Origin of the sequence: Achromobacter veterisilvae, from assembly GCF_037619525.1 — a bacterium.
Lineage (GTDB): Bacteria > Pseudomonadota > Gammaproteobacteria > Burkholderiales > Burkholderiaceae_B > Achromobacter > Achromobacter veterisilvae.
Map to the genome: position 1 here is coordinate 1094930 of NZ_CP148753.1, position 20052 is coordinate 1114981.

General features: G+C 59.4%; 18 protein-coding genes and 1 pseudogene. 8 read left to right on the forward strand and 11 right to left on the reverse strand.

The genetic code is table 11. The features are described from left to right. Positions 1 to 37 precede the first annotated feature (37 nt). Positions 38 to 1000 carry a TAXI family TRAP transporter solute-binding subunit gene (locus WHX56_RS05130; RefSeq protein ID WP_129241866.1) on the reverse strand — a complete coding sequence of 321 codons (963 nt, stop codon included), beginning with the start codon at positions 998 to 1000 and terminating at the stop codon, positions 38 to 40. Between the two features lie 257 nt (positions 1001 to 1257). Here WHX56_RS05130 and WHX56_RS05135 point away from each other — a divergent pair, with 257 nt between their 5' ends. Next, positions 1258 to 2397, forward strand: coding sequence for a DSD1 family PLP-dependent enzyme (locus tag WHX56_RS05135; RefSeq protein WP_338880634.1), 1140 nt, complete (start codon positions 1258 to 1260; stop codon positions 2395 to 2397). Between the two features lie 99 nt (positions 2398 to 2496). Here the strand turns inward: WHX56_RS05135 and WHX56_RS05140 are convergent, their stop codons facing one another. Beyond that, positions 2497 to 2625: an entericidin A/B family lipoprotein gene (locus WHX56_RS05140; protein ID WP_129241868.1), complete on the reverse strand. Its 129-nt coding sequence runs from the start codon at positions 2623 to 2625 to the stop codon at positions 2497 to 2499. A gap of 58 nt (positions 2626 to 2683) precedes the next feature. Beyond that, on the reverse strand, positions 2684 to 2869 hold the full coding sequence (locus WHX56_RS05145; RefSeq protein ID WP_129241869.1) for a CsbD family protein: 186 nt from the start codon (positions 2867 to 2869) through the stop codon (positions 2684 to 2686). A gap of 321 nt (positions 2870 to 3190) precedes the next feature. On the opposite strand from WHX56_RS05145, the gene WHX56_RS05150 reads away from it, so the two are divergent. Further along, positions 3191 to 3376 carry a hypothetical protein gene (locus WHX56_RS05150; RefSeq protein ID WP_338880635.1) on the forward strand — a complete coding sequence of 62 codons (186 nt, stop codon included), beginning with the start codon at positions 3191 to 3193 and terminating at the stop codon, positions 3374 to 3376. Positions 3377 to 3425: 49 nt separating this feature from the next. Here WHX56_RS05150 and WHX56_RS05155 read toward each other — a convergent pair whose 3' ends face one another. Continuing rightward, the gene (locus WHX56_RS05155) at positions 3426 to 4391 is read right to left on the reverse strand and encodes a Bug family tripartite tricarboxylate transporter substrate binding protein (RefSeq protein WP_129241871.1); all 966 of its coding nucleotides are present in this window, start codon (positions 4389 to 4391) and stop codon (positions 3426 to 3428) included. Positions 4392 to 4601: 210 nt separating this feature from the next. Here WHX56_RS05155 and WHX56_RS05160 point away from each other — a divergent pair, with 210 nt between their 5' ends. After that, the gene (locus WHX56_RS05160; protein ID WP_287755299.1) at positions 4602 to 5795 is read left to right on the forward strand and encodes an acetylornithine transaminase; all 1194 of its coding nucleotides are present in this window, start codon (positions 4602 to 4604) and stop codon (positions 5793 to 5795) included. Between the two features lie 56 nt (positions 5796 to 5851). Continuing rightward, entirely contained in the window at positions 5852 to 6160 is a 309-nt protein-coding gene (locus WHX56_RS05165) for a YegP family protein (RefSeq protein ID WP_338880636.1), read from the forward strand. Between the two features lie 100 nt (positions 6161 to 6260). On the opposite strand, the gene WHX56_RS05170 is transcribed toward WHX56_RS05165, so the two are convergent. The 3 genes from WHX56_RS05170 to WHX56_RS05180 all read right to left on the reverse strand — a co-directional run bounded on the left by WHX56_RS05170 (position 6261) and on the right by WHX56_RS05180 (position 10149). After that, positions 6261 to 8624: a TonB-dependent siderophore receptor gene (locus WHX56_RS05170; RefSeq protein ID WP_338880637.1), complete on the reverse strand. Its 2364-nt coding sequence runs from the start codon at positions 8622 to 8624 to the stop codon at positions 6261 to 6263. Positions 8625 to 8707: 83 nt separating this feature from the next. Beyond that, complete coding sequence (locus WHX56_RS05175; RefSeq protein ID WP_338880638.1) at positions 8708 to 9652, reverse strand: DUF4880 domain-containing protein; 945 nt, start codon at positions 9650 to 9652, stop codon at positions 8708 to 8710. Next, positions 9649 to 10149 carry a sigma-70 family RNA polymerase sigma factor gene (locus tag WHX56_RS05180; protein ID WP_276242746.1) on the reverse strand — a complete coding sequence of 167 codons (501 nt, stop codon included), beginning with the start codon at positions 10147 to 10149 and terminating at the stop codon, positions 9649 to 9651. Before WHX56_RS05180 ends, WHX56_RS05175 begins: the two co-directional genes overlap by 4 nt. A gap of 95 nt (positions 10150 to 10244) precedes the next feature. On the opposite strand from WHX56_RS05180, the gene WHX56_RS05185 reads away from it, so the two are divergent. Next, entirely contained in the window at positions 10245 to 10859 is a 615-nt protein-coding gene (locus WHX56_RS05185; protein ID WP_338880639.1) for an ABC transporter ATP-binding protein, read from the forward strand. Positions 10860 to 11034: 175 nt separating this feature from the next. Continuing rightward, positions 11035 to 11409: pseudogene (locus tag WHX56_RS05190) on the forward strand (type ISP restriction/modification enzyme); the annotation flags it as partial. 138 nt (positions 11410 to 11547) lie between these two features. On the opposite strand, the gene WHX56_RS05195 reads toward WHX56_RS05190, so the two are convergent. Further along, on the reverse strand, positions 11548 to 13740 hold the full coding sequence (locus WHX56_RS05195) for a hypothetical protein (protein ID WP_338880640.1): 2193 nt from the start codon (positions 13738 to 13740) through the stop codon (positions 11548 to 11550). A gap of 1416 nt (positions 13741 to 15156) precedes the next feature. Here WHX56_RS05195 and WHX56_RS05200 point away from each other — a divergent pair. Further along, a complete protein-coding gene (locus WHX56_RS05200) occupies positions 15157 to 16506 on the forward strand; it encodes an ImmA/IrrE family metallo-endopeptidase (protein ID WP_338880641.1) in 1350 nt (449 codons plus the stop codon). A 60-nt stretch (positions 16507 to 16566) separates the two neighbouring features. Here WHX56_RS05200 and WHX56_RS05205 read toward each other — a convergent pair whose 3' ends face one another. The 3 genes from WHX56_RS05205 to WHX56_RS05215 form a co-directional block, all read right to left on the reverse strand. Continuing rightward, on the reverse strand, positions 16567 to 17379 hold the full coding sequence (locus tag WHX56_RS05205) for a hypothetical protein (RefSeq protein WP_338880642.1): 813 nt from the start codon (positions 17377 to 17379) through the stop codon (positions 16567 to 16569). Positions 17380 to 17753: 374 nt separating this feature from the next. After that, the gene (locus tag WHX56_RS05210; RefSeq protein WP_338880643.1) at positions 17754 to 18233 is read right to left on the reverse strand and encodes a hypothetical protein; all 480 of its coding nucleotides are present in this window, start codon (positions 18231 to 18233) and stop codon (positions 17754 to 17756) included. 49 nt (positions 18234 to 18282) lie between these two features. Beyond that, entirely contained in the window at positions 18283 to 19248 is a 966-nt protein-coding gene (locus WHX56_RS05215; RefSeq protein ID WP_338880644.1) for a hypothetical protein, read from the reverse strand. 460 nt (positions 19249 to 19708) lie between these two features. On the opposite strand from WHX56_RS05215, the gene WHX56_RS05220 reads away from it, so the two are divergent. Beyond that, positions 19709 to 20041, forward strand: a complete 333-nt coding sequence (locus WHX56_RS05220; protein WP_338880645.1) for a hypothetical protein — start codon at positions 19709 to 19711, stop codon at positions 20039 to 20041. Positions 20042 to 20052 lie beyond the last annotated feature (11 nt).

Sequence of the window (20052 nt, forward strand, 5' to 3'; positions counted from 1 at the left end):
GCGCCCCTGGGGGAAGCGCCGAAGGCGCTCGGGGGGCCTACTTCAGCAGCCCGATTTCCTTGTAGAACTTCTCGGCGCCCGGGTGGAACGGAATTCCCGCGCCCTTGACCGCGTTGTCGCGCGTGATGAGCTTGCCCTTGGAATGGCCGGTGTCCAGCGTCTTGCGCGTGGCGTCGCTGTACAGCGCCTTGGTGACGTCGTAGACCACCTGCTCGGGCAGCTTGGCCGACGTGACCATCTGCGCGTTGACCGAGATGGTCTTCACTTCGCCCACGTTCTGGTACGTGTTGGCGGCGATGCTGTCGGGCGTGAAGAACTCCTGCTTGGCGCGCAGCGCGTCGATCTCGGGACCGACCAGCGACACGATCTCGATGCCGGCGCCGCTGGAGGCCAGTTCCGAGATGGCGCCGGCGGGGGCGCCGCCCACGAAGAAGAACGCGTCCAGCCCGCCGTCCTTGAGCTTGTCGCCGGCCTGGTTGGGCTTGAGGTATTCGGCCTTGATGTCCTTGTCGGTCATGCCGTAGGCGCCCAGGATCAGGCGCACGTCGACCAGCGTGCCCGAGCCCGGCTCGTCCATCGACACGCGCTTGCCCTTCAGGTCGGCCACGCTCTTGATGCCCGACCCCTTGCGCGCCACCAGGTGGATGCTTTCCGGATACAGCGTGGAGATCAGGCGCAGATCCTGCGCCTTGGGCTTGCCTTCGAAGGTGCCGGTGCCGCTGTAGGCCCAGTAGGCCACGTCGGATTGCGTGAAGCCCGACTCGAACGAACCGCCGAGGATGCCGTTGATGTTGGCCACCGACCCGTTGGAGGCGACAGCCGTGGCGATCAGCTTGCCAGGCTGCGACACCGCGTTGGCGATGATGCCGCCGATGGGGTAGTAGGTGCCGGCCGTGCCGCCCGTGCCGATACGGAAGAATTGCTGCGCCTGGGCGGTGCCCGCGGCGCCGACCGCGGCGACGGCCAGGGTCAGGGTGGTGATCCAGTGCTTCAGTTTCATGCGGGCTTCTCCGTGACGTTGCTGACGATTCGAATATTGTTGGTTCTTGCCGCCGGGTCTTGTGCCCGGCGGCAAAAACGCGCCTCCCCTCGGGGGCTTTCTTTATGATGAAATTCTGTCATGTCGACCTTCTGTAGCCAATGCTTACCGGGCTATCGTTTACCAGGGGGTCGCATGGCCTTTAGGTTATGACCGGCCCATGTTTGGTTATGGCGTGGTTACATCCCACGCGGTGCAATAACAACGGAGCGTCCCCGATGTCCCAGGAAGTCATACGCGGCATAGCGCTGCCCCCCGCGGCCCAGCCGGGCGATCCCTTGGCCCGAGTCGACACGCCCAGCCTGGTGCTGGACCTGGCGGCCTTCGAAGCGAACCTGCGCGCCATGCAGGCATGGGCCGACCGCCACGACGTGGCCTTGCGGCCCCACGCCAAGGCGCACAAATGCCCCGAGATCGCGTTGCGCCAGTTGGCCCTGGGCGCGCGCGGCATCTGCTGCCAGAAAGTCAGCGAAGCCCTGCCTTTCGTTGCCGCCGGCATCCGCGACATCCACATCAGCAACGAAGTCGTCGGCCCGGCCAAGCTGGCGCTGCTGGGCCAGTTGGCGCGCGCCGCGAAAATGAGCGTCTGCGTGGACAACGCCGGGAACCTCGCGCAGTTGTCGGCCGCCATGGTCCAGGCCGGCGCCGAGATCGACGTGCTGGTGGAAGTGGACGTGGGCCAGGGCCGCTGCGGCGTGTCCGACGACGCCACGGTGCTGGCGCTGGCGCAGCAGGCCCGCGCCCTGCCCGGCGTGAATTTCACCGGCCTGCAGGCCTATCACGGCGCGGTGCAGCACTTCCGCACGCGCGAAGAACGCGCCGCCACCTGCCGCCAGTCCGCCCGCATCGCCGCGTCCTATGCGCAGTTGCTGCGCGAAAGCGGCATCGCCTGCGACACCATCACCGGGGGCGGCACCGGCAGCGCGGAATTCGACGCGGCCAGCGGCGTCTACACCGAACTGCAGGCCGGCTCCTACGCCTTCATGGACGGCGACTACGGCGCCAACGAATGGAACGGACCGCTCGTGTTCCAGAACAGCCTCTTCGTGTTGTCCACCGTCATGAGCACGCCGGCGCCCGACCGCGTCATCCTGGACGCCGGCCTGAAATCCACGACCGCCGAATGCGGCCCGCCCGCGGTCTACGGCGAACCGGGGCTGGTCTACGCCTCCATCAACGACGAACACGGCGTGGTGCGCGTGGAGCCCGGCGCGCAGGCGCCCGCGCTGGGCGCGGTGCTGCGCCTGGTGCCCTCGCACGTCGACCCCACCTTCAACCTGCACGACGGGCTGGTGGCGGTGAAGGACGGCGTGGTGCAGGACGTATGGGAGATCGCCGCGCGCGGATTCTCGCGCTGAAGCGCGCCGCGGGAATCATGCGCCGGCCCGCCCGAACGCAAAAAGGGCCGGCGCGTGATCAGCGCGCCGGCCGTAAACGCAGGCTCCCCCTTGAGGGGGCTACTGGGCCTTCTGCTGGATCTTCTCCCCGCCACGTTCGATGTCTTTGCCGGCACCTTCCATCGTGTTGCAACCCGCCGTGACGGCGGCGACCGCCAGCATCAGCGCAAGCCAGATTCGATGGGTCATGTTCTTCTCCTTTAGGCGTTCATTGGACATAGCGAGGCATGCCGGCGGGCAGCCGCGCTTATTTCTTGCCCAGCAAGTCCCGTGCCTGATCCTTGGCTTCGCCTACATTGCGTTGCACTTTGCCGACGGTCTTCTCCGTCTTGCCTTCCACTTCCGTTTCGCGGTTGCCGGTCACCTTCCCGGCGGTTTCCTTGATCGCGCCTTTGACTTCCTTGGCGGCGCCCTTGATGCGGTCCTTGTCCATGCCGTCGCTCCTTGCGTTCCGGGTTACATGAGACCGCAAGCCAGGAGAACCCCGGCTGCGGACGAACCCACTATAGGAATCGCGCGGGAAGCGCGTAAGAAGCAGGCGCACCAGATGGAGGGGTGCTTTTTTACCGACTGTGGAAGCGCGGCCGCGGGATAGGCAAAAAGTACTAGAGGGATTCGTCCTGCGTGATCTGGGCGCGGCGGCCCGCCGCGCCTATCGTGGACTTGCACCGCGCGCGCCGCCCTGCGCGAATCGCAATCGCATTGGGCGCGCAGCCGGGGAGCACCCGCTCCAACGCACCTTCAGGAGACACTCATGAACGCGCACCAGCAGCCTGACGATCCTTCCATCCCGCCCATCGACGATCCGTCGCGCCCGCCCGGCCAGGATGACACCGAGCCCGGCCGCAAGCCGCCGGACGTGCCGGGGCAACCTGGCCGGCCGGATCTGCCGGGAGGGCCGGGGCGGCCCGACGATCCCCCCCTGACCCAGCCGCGCTAGGCGCGGTGGGCGAGCGATCCCGGCAAGCGCCGGGATCGCGGCACGGCGCTCAGTCGACCTGCGCGCCGGATTGCTTCACGGCCTTGCCCCATTTCTCCACTTCGCCGGCGATGAACTTGCCGGTAGCGTCGGGCGTCAACGGCATCGGTTCCGCACCACGGTCGCGGAAGAACTTCTGCATTTCCGGCGCATTCAGCACCTGGCCGATCTGCTGGCTCAGGTAGCCCGTCACTTCCGGCGGCGTGCCTTGCGGCGCCAGGACCGAGGCCCACCCAATGGCCTCGAAGCCCGGATAGCCCGACTCCGCCACCGTCGGCACGTCCGGCAGTTGTGGCAGCCGCTTGGCCGTCGTCACGGCCAGCGCCACTGCCTTCTTGCTCTGCACGTGCGGCAGGCCCGCCGTCACCGAATCCACCATCAGCGGAACCTGATGACCCAGGAAATCCGCCTGCGCCGGGCCGCTGCCCTTGTACGGAATGTGGCGGATGTCGATATCGGCGGCCGCCTTGAACATTTCGGCCGACAAGTGCTGCGTGCCGCCGATGCCCGCGCTGGCATAGGCCAGATCGCCCGGCTTGGCGCGCGCCTGCTCCACCAACTGCTTGAGCGATGTAATGCCCGAAGCCGGCGTCGCCAGGAACATCAGCGGCACCGAAAACACCCCCGACACCGGCGCGAAATCCTTGGTCAGGCTGTAATTGATGGTCTTGTACAGCGTCTGGTTGACGGCCGCGGCAGAGCCTGCGATCACCAGCGTGTAGCCGTCCGGCGTGGCGCGGGCGGCCTGCTCCATGCCGATATTGCTGCCGGCGCCGGCGCGGTTCTCGACCACGATGGGCTGCTTCACGGCCGCGCCCAGCTTTTCGGCCAGGGCCCGGGCGAAGATATCGGTGGCCTGGCCGGGCGGGAACGGCACGATCAGGCGGATGGGGCGTTCGGGGAACGCGGCGTGGGCGGTAGCCGCCGCCGCCGTCAGAGCCAGGCCGGCGGCCAGACTGGAAAGAATACGTTTCATGATTGGTCAGTAAAAAGCAACAAAGGGCTGCGCGCGAGGGGCGCGCCACTTGCATAAAATAGAGCGCCCGCGCTGGCGGCCCTTTTGAGGCGGCCCGGGGCGGATCGGCAGGGGGTGCGTCACGATAGCATCCCTGCGTCGGTGCTACATTTGCGTTTTCTCGACCCCCGAAGTTTCCCTACCCTGTCCTTTCACCCCGCAGGAACCGCCATGGAATTCAGCCAGTTCAACGTCAACACCCTCATGGAGATCACCTCCCGCCCGGACCTCGTGTTCGTGCGAGGCCAGGGATCCTGGCTGGAGGATCACGCGGGCAAGCGATACCTGGACTTCGTGCAGGGCTGGGCGGTGAATACCCTGGGCCACTGCGCCCCGGAAATGCAGCGCGCCCTGCTGGAGCAGTCCAAGCTGTTGATGAACCCCTCGCCGGCCTTCTACAACGTGCCGTCCATCGAACTGGCCCAGCGCCTGACCGGCGCGTCCGTCTTCGACCGCGTCTTCTTCGCCAACAGCGGCGGCGAAGCCAACGAAGGCGCCATCAAGCTGGCGCGCAAATGGGGCCAGGTCAACAAGAAGGGCGCGTACAAGATCATCACCATGAACCACGGCTTCCACGGCCGCACGCTGGCGACCATGTCCGCGTCCGGCAAGCCGGGCTGGGACAAGATGTTCGCCCCGCAGGTCGAAGGCTTCCCCAAGGCCGAAATCAACGACCTGGAATCCGTGCGCAAGCTGATCGACGACCAGACCGTCGCCATCATGCTCGAACCCGTCCAGGGCGAAGCCGGCGTCATCCCCGCCACCAAGGAATTCATGCAGGGCCTGCGCAAGCTGGCCGACGAACACAAGCTGCTGTTCATCGTCGACGAAGTGCAGACCGGCATGGGCCGCACCGGCACCCTGTTCGCCTACCAGCAATCCGACGTGGTGCCCGACATCATGACGCTGGCCAAGGGCATCGGCGGCGGCGTGCCGCTGGCCGCGCTCCTGGCGCGCCAGGAAGTCTGCGTGTTCTCGCACGGCGACCAGGGCGGCACGTACAACGGCAACCCGCTGATGGCCGCGGTCGGCGTCGCGGTGTTCGACGCCCTGGCCGCGCCGGGCTTCATGGAATCGGTCAATGCCCGCGCCAAGCAACTGTCCGAAGGCCTGCTGGCCCTGTCGGCCAAGTACGGCATGAAGGGCGAGCGCGGCCTGGGCCTGCTGCGCGCGCTGGTGATGGATCGGGATGATGGTCCCGCCATCGTCGACGCCGCGCGGAATCTGGCTCCGGCCGGGTTGCTGCTGAATGCGCCGCGCGGGAACCTGTTGCGCTTCATGCCGGCGTTGAATGTGACGGCCGAGGAAATGGATACGATGCTGACGCAGTTGGATGGGTTGATTGCGCAGGTGCGTAAGGGGTGATCGAATAGATTCGCCGAGCTGTGACGATGAGGGCCGCATAAGCGGCCCTCATTTTCTTGCATGCCCTGAACGCAAGACATGGACTATCATCAGCCGGCATTCATGTGTGTGCATCGCAGTATCGACCCATTGTTGAACTAGCCTGCGCTCAGGACGGCATTGCATCCGTTCGCCAGAATTCGCCGCTGGACGACCGCTATCAGCGCAAGACCGCAACTGACGGCTCGCCTTATTTCACGTTGATTGCGGCGAATGGGCAGTCCATCGGGCGCAGTGAAATGTATTCGAGTACCGCAGCGCGAGACAACGGCGTTGCGTCGGTAAAAACGAACGGACCCACGGCCGTGGTGAAAGACAACACCTGAATGGTCTGCGGCCAAGCGTAAGGCTTGATTCGGCGCTATCGCTGACAGGCGCAAAGCGCCGCATAGCGCGGCGCTTTGCCACGGATCCCAAGCCCAAACCCTAGAACGCGTACTTCGCCGTCAACAAAAACGACCGCGGCGCCCCGAAGTGGTTGTTGTCCTGGTTGCTGCCTATCGCCTGGTAGTAATACTTGTCGAACAGGTTGTATACGTTCAAGCGCAGATCCAGATTCGGCGACGCCCGATACGCCACCACCGCATCCCACACGCTGTAGCCGGGCTGGCGCACGTTGTAGGCGGGCAAGCTGATCGCGCTCTGCACGCGCACCGCCCCGCCCACCCGCCACGCATTCAGCGCGCCCGGCAAGGTGTACATGGTCGATAGCTTGAACAGATGGCGCGGGGTTTGCGTGTCGTAGGCCGCGCCCGCCCGCAGGCTGCCCGAATCCTCCAGGTACTTGGACTGGTTGTACGTATAACCGGCCGACACCTGCCAGCCCGGCGTGATCGCGCCCGCCACTTCGAACTCCACCCCCCGGCTTTGCACCTTGCCCGACGGCGCATAGCATTCGATCACCCCTGGGCCGCACGCGGACGTGGCCAGCGCAACCGGACGGTTGCGTTGGCGGATCTGGAACACCGCCGCGCTGGCGTTGAGCCGGCCGTCGTAGTACTCCCCCTTGATCCCCGCTTCCAGATTGGTGCCGATGACCGGGTCCAGCGGCGCGCCGCTGGTTGACTGGCTGCTCTGCGGCTGGAACACGCTGGTCCAGCTTGTGTAGACGGAATGCTGGCGGTCCAGGTCGTAGATCAGGCCCGCGTAGGGGGTCAGCTCGTGCTTGACCTTATAGTCCGCGGGCGGGCTGACGTAGTCGCCGGACTTCAGCGTCATGTCGTACTCATACCAGTCCAACCGCGCGCCCAGCATCAGCGTCAGCGGATCGGCAAGGCTCAGGCGGGTGGTGGCGTAGCCGCTCATCTGGCGCTGGTATCCCTTGCGCGACCAGGGGTAGACGAACGCGGGCTTCGCCACGGCGCTGGAATCCCAGTGTTCCGGGTCGACCGTCATGTTGTAGTCCAAGGGCCAGCCGCCGGGGCCGTCGTCGTCCTTGTTCTTCAGGAAGCTGCCGCCCAGCACCAGTTCATGCGTGCGGCCCAGCAGCGTGAAGGGGCCGCTCAGGTAGCCGTCCACGCTGTACTGGGTCTTGTCATAGGCATACTGGCCCAGGCCCTGCCCGAAGAACGTCGAGTCTTCCAGCGGATACAGATAACTGCCCAGCATGTTCATCTTGGCGCGCAGCGTGCGGGCGGTGAGCTTGCCGGACCAGCCGTTCTCGAAACGGTGATCGAGTTCGGCGAAGAAGCTGGTGTTTTCCTTGTTCCAATAAGCCCAGTCCGGCGACAAGCGGATCGAACGATTGAAGTCATAGAAGCTGCCGTCCCGGCGCGTAGGCAGCCCATTCCAGTCCGCGCCCGGGTTGTCTTCGCGGTTGTAGTAGCCGCCGATGCTGAGCGTGGTGTTGGCCGTGAGATCGGCTTCGATGGTGCCGTAGAAGAGCTGGCGCTGGTGCTCGTAGGCCTTCTTGAAGGTATTCGAATCCTGATAGGCCACCACACCCCGGGCGCGCAAGGTACCGGCCTCGTTCAGCGGGCCCGAGCCGTCGACCTCGCCCCGGTAATTGTCCCAACTGCCCGCGCTGGCCGTCACCGAGAACTGCGGCACCGCCGTGGCGCGCTTGCGCACCAGGTTGATGGTGCCCGAGGGATTGCCGGCCCCCGTCATCATCCCGGCCGCGCCGCGCAGCACCTCGACGTGATCGTACATGGCCAGCGTCGCCACGCCCTGCGTGTCGTAGTCGTAGCCCAGCGGCACCCCGTCAGCCAGGAACGAACTGATCTCGAAACCGCGAGAGAAGAACTGCGTGCGTTCCCCGCCGCCGATCTGGCGCGTGGTCAGCCCGGTCGTGTCGCGCGCCACATCGTCCAGCGACTGAAACCCCCGGTCCTCGATCTGCTGGCGCGTCACCACGCTGACCGACTGCGGCGTCTCGCGCGGAGACAGCGCGAACTTGGTGGCCGTGGACATGACCGGCGTGGTGTAGGAATGGGTCCCCTCCGTCACGCCCAGCGTGGCCGCTTCCACCGTCACCGGCGCCAGCGTCGTCGTGCTGGCCGGCGCCACCGTCAGGCTGCCGTCCGGCGTGCGCCGCAGCTCCAGCCCGCTTCCAGCCAGGGCGCGAGCGGTGGCTTCTTCCAGGGACAACTGGCCGGAGACGGCCGGCGCGGACTTGCCCGCCACCAGATCCGCCCGAAACGAAATCACCGCGCCCGCGATGCGCGCAATCTGGGTCAGCGCCACATCCAGCCGGCCCGCGGGCAAATCGTATTGGCGCAGCGCCTGGGCATGGGCGACGCTGGCTGCGGCTGCGAGGACGCAGGCAGCGGGAAACCTCAGGGAAAGCATGGAACACTCCGTGGATGCGTGAGCACGCGTTCCCTGTATGTGCATCGGCGCCATCAAAAAAACACCCGGCGCGTAAAAAAAGTTCAGGCCAGATCGATCATCACGTACCAGCGGCTCAACCGCTGCAATCGGATCGGCAAGGTATTCCTCAGCGCCTCCAGCGCCCGGTCGCCATCGTCCAGCGGAAACAGCCCCGTCACGCGCAGCCGCGCCGCCTGCGGCGACATCCGCAGCCAGCCCGGCCGGTACCGGGCCAGCGCATCCACCACGGTTTGCAGCGGCTCGTCATGGACTTCCAGCTCGCCGTTCTGCCAAGCGGCGGCGTGTTCCTGGCCGTTCTGCACCGCATCCACCTGCCGCGCGTCGAACCACACGCTCTGTCCTGGCGCCAAGGGCTGGCGCACGCCCGCCAGCGTGGTCACCTCCGCGGCCCCGCTCAAGGCCAGGCAGAAACTGCGCCCGGCCCCGCAGCGCACCATGGCGCGCCCCTGGCCGAGCCTGACCTCGCCTTGCGGCAGCCGCACGTGCAGCCCCTGGCTGCCCCCCACCTCAAAAATCGCCGCCCCGGCCGACACCCGCACCACATGCTGCCCCTCCCACGACGCCGCGCTGCGCGCATCCAGCTCCATTGTGTTGCCGTCCGGCAAGGCCACCCGCCGGCGCTCGCCGGTGCGGGTCACATAGCCCGCCGCCAGGGATTGCAAGGGCACATAGCGGTCCGCCACGCCCGCGCCCAGCAGCAGCGCCCCGCCCGCCAGCGCCAGCTTCACCAGCCGCCGGCGCTGCGCAAGCTGCGGCCCCACCAGCGAACGCCGCAGCGCATCGCCATCAGCCAGCAGCCCCGGCCGCAACGCATGCAACGTACCGTTCAGCGCCGCATTCAGCCGCTGCCACGCCGCGCCGTGGCTCGGGCTCTCCGCCAGCCACCGATCAAACGCCGCGCGGTCCGCATCGCTGGCCTGCCCGCTGGACAGACAGACCTGCCATTCAATCGCCGCCTCGCGGGTGCGCGCATCCCAGGCCGTCATACCCCAAACACCTCGCAGCAACGGCGCAAGGCCTGCACGATGTACTTGCGCACCATGGTCGGCGACACCTTCAGCCGCGCGGCAATCTCCACATGCGTCATGCCATCGAGCTGGCTATACAGAAACGCCATCCTGGCCTTGGCAGACAGCCCGTCCAGCGCCGTATCCAGCGCCTGCAAGGCCTGCAGCGTCTGCACCCGTTCCTCGGCCGACGGCTCCAGCGGCTCCGGCTGCAAGCGCAACATCTCCAGCCAGGCCTGTTCCAGCTCACGCCGCCGCCACAGCCGCCACGTGATACGCCGGGCAATCGTGACCAGCATGGCCCGCGGCTCATTCAACTGCTCCAGCGCCGGCAAGCACAGCAACTGCGTAAACGTCTCGCCCGCCACATCCTCCGCGTCCTCGCGGTTGCGCAACCCATTGCGCAGCCGCCGCTCCAGCCACGGATGGTCGTTCTTATAAATGGTGGAAAACCGGCTATCGCGTGTCGAGTCCACGGCCTGCGCTATGAATGAATAGGAATCGTTATCAATTATTGCATAGCGCGCGCCGCCGCTTCTAGTCCCCCCTGATCCTGCGTAAACTCCCCGCCATGCTACGACTCGACAATCTCAGCAAACGCTACGGCGACTACCTCGTCTTCCAGGGCCTGACCCACCGCTTCACGCCCGGGTGCGTGGCGTTATGCGAAGAAGACAGCACCGGCAAGTCCACTCTCCTGAACCTCATCGCCGGCGCCATCACGCCGGACAGCGGAGACGTCTGGATAGACGGCCATTCCCTGACCCACGCGCCCCAACAAGCCAAGGCCCGCCTGGCCTACGTGCCCGACAACTGCCTCGTGTTTCCCACGCAGACGGGGCGCGGGCTGCTGGAACAGGTCGCGGCGGAAAAGAACGTGGCGCTGGATGAGGCCACGTTGGAGCTGGCCTATGACCTGGGGCTGGAACCGCATCTGGACAAGCGCTTTGAACAGATGTCGACCGGGACGCGGCGCAAGGTGTTCGTGACGGCGGCGGCCTTGGGCGATCCGGCGGTGGTGATCGCGGACGGGCCCAGCAATGGGTTTGATGCGCGGGGGCGGGCGGTGTTGGCGGAGCTATTTAAGGCTTGGGGGAAGGATCGGGTGGTGTTGTTTGCTAGTCATGATGGGGAGCTGGTGGAGGGGTGTGGGGCGGAGGTGGTTGATGTTGCCGCGTTGCGGTAGTGGCAATATTGAGGTTACGCGTTGAACGGCCATGTCTGAAAGTAGGATGGTCGTTCCGGAAATAGAAACTGTAGTCTGACACCATATGCCAGAAGTCTGTACCAAGTGGTCGGATGCCTGAGAGCTACGCGTACATCCAGACCAGGAGTGTGATCACTGTCGACGGGGCGAGTTTGGACCCGTCTCCTCGGCTGTTTGGAATTACGAAGTCTCTGGCCTGAAGGTCGTGCAATCCTGGCTGGGTTACCGGGTGAAAGATCGAGAGGGAAAGAAGTCGTTCCCTTTGGATGCGATCACTCCCAGGGAATGGGGCAGTGAAATCACAACGGAATTTCTCAATTTGCTGAATCTGCTAAACGTAACGCTGGAATTGCAGGAGCAGCAGAAGGAGCTGCTTGCGCGCATCTTTGACCGCCCTTTAATGTCAGCTGCGCAACTTGGTGTGGTCCCGGCACAATGGAGGAACGCACCGAAGATTCAGGGCAAGCAACAGGCATTTTCTTTACACGAACAAACGGGCGGCGACAGCATGGCGAAAAACCTCAGTTAGGTTTCTCCTTCCCGGTAATGGAGGGCCATCCGGGGACGTGCTCAAAGGACGCCGCAAAATTAAAAGTGTTAGACCACAGTTCTTGCCCTGGATATGTAGTCTGACACTGAGGTTTCCCCCGACTGCCTGCTCGTGCAGTCAGAATACATTTGATCGGTCGCGAGGCTCCTGCCTGTCAAGCCTTAGCAAGCTTATTAGTTCTTGATCGCCCTCTTGGCCAGAAACACTGTCCAGAACCCAGGTTGTTAGCTCGACATAATCAGCTCGTTGAAGTTTTAGTCTGCCGGTACCAAGAGCAAACGCGAATTCCGCAATCGCTTCACCTTGCTGCCTTAATCGAGACAAAAACATCTTCTTCAAAAGCAATAACATATATTGGCTTTCGGCAGGGAGGGTCGAATAATCAAGTTCGGATGGGTAGGCCTGCCGCAGAATAGCGGCCTGAATTATTCCGTCGTTGTATCGATTAAAATTCTGTGGATCCAGTACAACTTGCTGAAATGCCTCTGAAGTTAAGCGGTGATCGTCCGATGAGAATTCCTCCGTTCTCGCCCGTTGCAAAATTGCGCCTATTGTGAGCAGTACCATGGGCGCGTGCTGAGCACTTTCGCTATATTTGCAGTTCCAGAAGACAAAATCTGGTCTTAGCCTTAGTCTATGATCGCCCACCACTAGGGTGGGCAACAAGGTGTCTTCGACGAGCCCACTACGCCTGCTCGGATCCCAACGATATTGGAGTGCCTTTGCACGTACATCAGAGGGTTGCGTTGCTTCCTCCTCGTCTCGGAAAGAGTGATGAAGAGCTGACCCGACAGCTAACGTGTGATGACATTCAAAAACACAAGATTTATCTTTGGTTTGTGTCAGATTACGCTTCAAAAATGACGCGTCAGAACTAGTTTCACATATTTGCACGCCCACGAGGTAAGTTTTGGCTCCTACATGTGTCGCTCGCAAATCGCGAGACACACCGAGTAGCATCGAACCTTTACTTATCACAGCGGCCACAATGAGCAGCCCACGGTCCGGACATAGAGATTCGGCAGCGAATTCAAGGTTCGAACTAGCGCGAATTCCCCACGGTAGAATAATTGATAGCTGAGTGAAGTAAGCTGCGCAATTTTCTGCCATCACCCTACTCGCGGGATCGTCCTGGAATACTATTCCTTGAATGGAAGCGGGAACTTTTGCTCGCAATTGTTTGTGAAGCCAAGTGATGAACGGTTCGGTTTGAGTTAGCGCCTGACCGTCGACAAGTAATGTACGTCGCTGCCCCTTGTTGTCTAGGCCATTAGTCGAGAGAAGATTTTGATCGCGGAAATCCTCTGCAAAATTTGCAGCCCTCTCACAGCGATGAAGATTGAGCGCCAGAGTGATTTTTTTGGGAAGAATCTGCTCGGGATGAAATCTCTCCCCGTAAATTCGCAGAGGCCGAACGCCTGCAACTGGGGCGCTGCCGTCTATCCATGTAGATGGTCGAGGGAGCTTGCACAGCGCTCGGTCAGCGTCTTGGGCGTCCAGAAATGTTAATAACGTCACAACATCATCATCGGCACAACGAGTATGCGATATCCATCGTCTCTGCAAAGACATAGACGACGATGCGGAAATGATGCAGAAGAACGTCTTGTGGGGCGGCACCTCAATATTTTGCATTCCACCATGTGAATGGAAGCTGATAATCTGGGGACTGCCTTGCTTCAGCTTATACAGCATATCTCGCAGCGAGTACGCTATAGGCGATATAGCCATAGAGTCGACAAAGATGACCTTCAGGTCATCAATCCTCAGCCTGGCCAACAATGCAAACGCCAAAAAATCTACAGATGCACTTGTGGATAGTGCTTCTTCTGTCCGCAAGAAATGGCTAGATCTCTCGCCAGATGGTTTTACAAATTCGAACCCTGAAGGCGCACGAATGATGGCCTTTTCATCGGCAAAAACCGCTTCAACACCACAATATAGGATATTGGAAAATACCTCTACTAGGCGGCTCACGGTGCACAGCCCGTCTGTTGCGACGGTTGTCTCTATTTGAATTACCTCTACTGGTCGGCACGTTATGTCGACGCAAACGAGATGCACACTAGTCTTGCCCTTGAATCGATTGACGCTCTGCTTAACCATCACACTGGAGAGCAGCGCTGAGGTTTCCTCACGATCACTTTCCAGGCACACGACCAAGACGCCGTCCGGATAAAGAATACGCTGAGCCACATCGGTTAGAGCCGTGGCGAGGTCAGCTGCAGACAATGCCCCCGGATGCTTGAAAACCACTTCAAACATCGCGTTCGACGGGTGCGCCCAATGATACGAGAATAATGGGCTCATTCTCGCCCCCGTGACAATGGAATTGCTATGGTGTATGAAGTGCCAGCAGTTATCGGAAGCTCTGGACGTTTTAAATGCCAAGGCTCGGGCGCAAATTTTGTAGTGTTGGGTTTTGAGAAATCTTGATGTAAAAAAAGACGCCCGGTTCGCAATGAGAGAAAAGCGCCAAGAGCTTTTAACGCTTCGAGCGAAGAGCTGAGGCCTTGACCATACCCTCTAGATTGTTTTGTAGTCGCATGCATCTCAAAGCAAGCTTTCACATAATCGGCTTCCTTTCCAATAGAAATTTTCTGAAAGTCGACGGAAGGTGCATGCTGAGTGGCCCATCGCCTAGCGAGCCCAGGCCCTGTGTCATAGACAGTGACCTCGAGCATACGCGTACTGACGAGAGGGGCAGTAGTTGACTCGCGATGCGGCCTCATTTTCTCGAACCGCCGCAAATTCTCCTCAGCAGACGGACGATGTATCTTCCTTTGCGATGAAGACCAAGCAAAATACCGTCCTAACGGGCCACTATCATCCCCGGACTCCGTTCTTCGCGCACGGTATTCAAATGTCCGCATGAATATCCCTCGCATGTTTCCATAGGGATATGCCAGTCCGTTCTCGTCCATGCGAGCGTGGTCATGAGTGTTAGCGAAGAGCTCCTCGACGAGAGTACTGAGATATTCTAGCCTTTCGGCCGAGATAGCACGTAGGGCCACCGGCTCGAACGACTCAATCATCTGCCGCGTTAACGTCTGAAAGCCGTCCGATTTGCGAAGCGTTGCCGCGTCTCTTTGGCCGTAAAGAGGAAGGAGAAACTCGTTCGCTGCGCCCTGAAAGCAGCAAAGGTGAGCGCCACGACTTCCGTTGGTGTCACGGTATCGGGATGACTGCATCGCGACAAGAGTTGGCACGAGGTACCTACGAAGCTCAGCTGATGTCGCAGAAAACTCCAACGCTCCAACGGCACTCCCAGCGAAGTACATGGCTGCACATCCGTGGGGCTCAAGTGCTAACTTGGCTAGCACAGCGCTAGGAGGTGATCCGACAACTTTGAGTCGGCGAGCCTCACTGAGCCGAGACCATTTGGCGAGACACTGTATTAGCATTCCGCTCATAGCAAACCGTCCACCATCCTGAAATTTGGAGGGCACAGAAATTGAGTCGGCTATTAGGTGAGGAAGCGACTCGACTAAGTCAACTAACTGGGTATAGTTTAAGTCACGCGGAATGGATACCATTCAATCCTCGATAAAGGGCGGCCTCTGCAAGCCGTACTCAAATTGCATGACGATCATAGCTGTATGATTCTAGACTCAAGTTCGCATATTCGGCTACGCTATCGACAACCCTGCCAGAAGAAACCTCTTTCTCCTCTGGAAAAAATTCGGTCTGGCATCTTCTTTTTACATTAAACATTAGATCTCACTGATGGCCGCAGAATCCTCTACGTTTGCCAAGGGAAACTCACTTGAACGCCGTATATTTGAGCTTTTCAAGACAGAGATTGATGCTGACAGGTTTTGGGCCAAACAGGATTGTTGCAAAATCTTCTGGAAGAAGGGCTACTTCTCCAGGGACCGTGGTACAGACATCATCTTCGATGTAGCAATCGAAGTGTATCTCCCTGGAGCGCAAGATTATTCCTGTCTTGTTCTAATTGAGTGCAAGAACTACCAACACCCCGTCCCAGTAGACGATGTGGAGGAATTTTTTGCAAAGGTCCAACAGGTTGCTGCGGCTAAGGGCAAGGCAATTGTCGCATCCGTTGCTGCTTTTCAATCTGGAGCGCGCGAATTCGCGAGATCAAAAGGCATAGGCCTTATGCGCTACTTTGGTCCAGAAGACTTTAAGTGGGAACTCAAGCGCTCGCCTTCCGCATCTTCACGGTCCGGGGTACCCGAGGCCGCTGATTTAATAGCCTCTGCACTATCTACTGATACCTTTCAAAGCCTGGCATTCGACCTCTATTTACAGTCACCAATACGAGAGACGAACTCCTTGTGGAGTTTTTTCGAAGACTTGGTGGTTGATGCACTTGGTAAGGAACAGGCCTGTCCAGTGGCGAATCGGCGAAGCTCACTGAATAGCCGTGTTCCCTTCTATGACAAGAACGACTTAGAGGATAAAGCTACTAATATTCTCGCAGAACTAGATTATTCCCGAGGAGTGGTGGATCTCGACTTGTTGTGTGAACATGAGGCCATCCGCTCTGGTTTGAAAGTGGAGAGAGATGTACCCGTATCGGTCTCGCCTACAAATGCTCCGGTTCTGGGGCGAATAACTTTTGACCCACCCGTTATCCAGATCTACGCGGCTGTTTCTCCTCACCCCGCGCGAGCCCGTTTCACTCTCGCACACGAACTTTCCCACCACTTGCTGAATCACGGGCGTTTTCTTATTCGAGAGTCGTGCGATGACACTGACTTTTCGCTGGATCGTTCCTTCGCAGTTGAGGGTGCCGATGTCGCTCGCATGGAGCTTCAGGCGAATCTCCTAGCGGCGAGCTTGTTAATGCCCCGAATTCAGTTTACACATGACTTTCTCCGCTTCGTAAAAGTACTTGATATTCCAAATCGAGGTTTCGGACAACTGTATGTTGACAACCAGCCCTGCAACCTGCGGCACTTTGATGCAGTAACCAACGAATTAATGCAGAAATACGGCGTCTCCCGACAGGCAGCAAAAATTCGATTGGAATCTCTGGGACTGCTAACGGATGCTAGAGGCCTGCTCGGCTGTCGATCTGTCCAGTCTATTTTGGCCGAATCGCATGGTTAAACGCGATCCGGCAATGCTTTTGCCTATCCCGATTTTGTAGATCAGTTGTGCATGCTCCGACTATCGCAAAAATCGATACGCTCCTCCAGTTATGAACCAATACGCTACTACGAGAGAGCCGACCATAAAGCCGAGATGCTTAAAGCTTCCATATGATCGCGTCCGGACAGCTACAGCAACCCACCATTGGCTTGAAGAACCTGCTGCTATTTTTGATAACGCTAAGTAGTGAACGATTCGCATCGTTGCGGATATAGAACACGTAATGACGAGGCAAAATCCTACCAAAATCCAGGCCATCCAACGCCAATATTCTGGACTAACAGCTTTCAAAAAATCGAAAGCTGCCGAGAAAACATGGCTAAGCCTGTCGGAATTCGCGTCAAACGAATTTTGTGCATATCTAACAACATCTGGATGAATAGCATCAAAGGCCATGCCGATTAGAACAAAGCAAGCTGCCGCGACCATAGACGAGAATATCGCCAGTAGCCACCAGTGCATGGAGCGTACCCAACCATTCAGCGCTCCAAGCACCGCTGACGTCAAGCCAAATACCAATGTCGCCGCATTCAAGAGCTGAATACCGTCCGTCAGCGCGGGTAAGAACGCGGCAAAGAGAAAAGCTATCAAAGCCCCCACAATTACTGCCCCGAAGGCGAATCCGTTGTCGGACTGGCTTTGTTTATAGAGAACTGTGGAACGGAATTTGTAAATATTTACCGGAAGTGGCTCCGTCGGACGATTTTCGCTCTTGGCACTACCGCCACCGAAGCCTTGGAGCAAAAATGCGGCTACAACTCCTGCTATGGGGCCACCGACGTACGCTTCAAAATGGGCGTTTCCAAGCACCTCGATAAATCTATCAAGCATGTGACATGACCCTAGAAATTTTAAGAATAGGCGCTATTCATAACGGCAAGTTGCTCCAACTTCTTTAGCGTTTTCCTGTACAAGAAAGTGCCATTTCTGTCTAGGGTTAACTGCTGAAGGAGAACAACATAAAAAGAAAAAGGCCACAGTTTGCAATGCGGCTCTTGACTTAATACCCAATTAGTAGGGTGGCATTCAAAGACAGCAGCGTTGGTTGGGCTTTGAATTTAGATTTTCGGCGACGCCGAGATATCAATCGTCCCGCCGATGTGTGCCGTCGGTGAGAAAGTAAGCCTCAACAATAAAAATTAAAACTAGGAAGCAAGTCGATGTTGAGGAGTTTAAGTGGCAGCAAGCGTTTAGGTCGAGTGCAGTTAGGGGCCGACTTGCAGCGTTATCGTCTTTCCTGCTTCTTGCGCTGCTCGGTGCTGCGAAATCATATCTTCTATAAGATTGCCTTTCCCTGGCTGCTTGTAGTGATGCAGGAGCCATTCTAGGCGACGTTTTCTCACCTCTACGAGAGGTCTTATCCGAGCCAGAGTCTGATCACAAACCTGCATTTGCTTCATCAAAGCGGTGTGCTGCTCTGATGACACGGCAATGCCATCATGAACATATGCCTCGCCGTCCCGGTCGACTGAGATATCGATGTTTTTGGGCTGATTAGCCAGCATTTTTTCATGGCTCACGAGTTCAAAAACAGCGGTTCGGAGTTCGTCGTTGAGAATGTACTTGTCGATCGCCCACCAGAGAACCGCATCTCGTCCAACAAGCAGCAACGGTTGAATCGCGTAGATCAGTACGCCGGTGATGGCGAGCTTGAACAAGCTCCCCCAAGTTATGAATTCGTTCATTGGGTCATGATTATGTGAGGCCAAACAGCGAGAAAAAGGGTATCAGATCTCAGTCGTCCTTCTCTAGCAAGTGGTTGCAGTAGCCACAGAACCCACCAAACTGCTGCTCCTCGCTCGAAAGAGATTGGCTACATCGTCCGCAGCACGTGAACTCATAGGCCTCTCCGCATTTCGCGCAGAGACCATCCTCGGCAATGTAGGAGTCGCTGTCACATTGCTCGCAGTAGTCTAGGGGAGGGTCGCCCCCCCTCGTCATGGCGCAGTATTGATCCACGAAAAAACACTCATCCAAGGCCGCCTGAATTAGGTCTTCCAGGATCATTGAAGTATTGCACGCAGTGCAGAGCAGAGGCTGAAGCTGTAGCTCGGCGGATTTTGCGCTGATACCGTTTGGCCTAATTAGATCAGAGCCGCAGTGATTACAGCGCAGGAATGCGGACGCTTGAGCCATCCCTGGCGACCACCATTTCAGCTTGTCTAACTCGGCCAAGCAGGTCTTCCGCTGAGCCTCATAGACCTCGCTAACTTCCAGCATGACCCTCCACGTCTTCTCACCAAAGAGCTCGTGCGCCTCCAGACCCAATTCGTGAGTGACAAAGTCTCGGACGACAATGAACGTATCTGCGATGAGTTCCCTCACGCGGCTCGCCGGTTCTGCGCTGAGATAGTGCTCGACGTCATTGAGAACCTTGATGATGGCATCAACTCGGGCCCAATGAATAGCGATACCAAGGGATTTGAAGCGCTCCTTGATCTGTTGGACGTCAACCGTCTTAGCGCCGGAGCCGACAAACTTAATGCTGTTGCTTGCATCGCGGGCCGGCCGAATGTTCCGCTTAATCAGCACCTCATCTGAATCTGCGGGCGACAACTCGCGTAACTTCTCTTTGAACAACAGCAGTACGCCCGCGGAGATATTGCGAACGGCAGAAAGAACGCGTCGTGGATCGGTCGAGCTATGGTCTTCGATACCAATCTGGATTGAGCCGACGGCGTTGTCGAGTAGAGTCTTCATATAGTCGAAAATTCTTATCCAATGATGTTCTGCTTGGACTAATTATCTCCGGGCGGTCATCATTGACAAATGATTCCAGCAGTCACTGACCTTGGGTATTAAACCCCGCGACGCTAATGGCCGCAACGAGTCGATAGCAGACCTAGCCTTAATGAACGTTCGCCACTACTGTCGCCAAATTGTCTCCCTTAGCCGCTAGGGTTCCGCCATCGCCGTATACTCCCCCTACTACCCCACAACGGTAGCCCGGTTTGGAAGCCGGAAATGTCTTTGGCGGACTGCCGCCGCTTCTGCGGCATTTTCACGTCCGAACGCCTTTGCACGTCCCTATGGGCGGGCCTTGGCGAGGGTGCGTTCGCGCACGCCGGTTTCCAAAGACGCCGGTCTTCCAACCTTGCTTTGTGCCCGCCCACCCCATTTGGAAGTGGGGAGCAGGCCTAACTTGTCTTTGGAGCCTGTCATGCCATCCCACCCCCTCACCCAAAACCCCTGGTCCGTAGACTCCGACCCCGAGCACGGCCTGGTCCCCCTATCCCCTCTCTACCAAATCGACCGAGCCCGCTACGCCATCGCGGCCATGGCCCGCATGGTGGGCAACAGCGCGTCCGAGCCTGACGCAACCGGCGGGCAGCCGCTAGACGCGTGGACGGTGGCGGCGTTGATGGGCGGGGTGGAAGGCTTGTGCGATCACTTGGGGACCTTGACAGACGCCATGCTGGAGCAGGCGCGGGCTTGCGGCGCGGATGCGGATCCTTGCGGCGTGTTGCACGACGCGCCAGCGTCGTTGCAGTAGGCACCCACCCA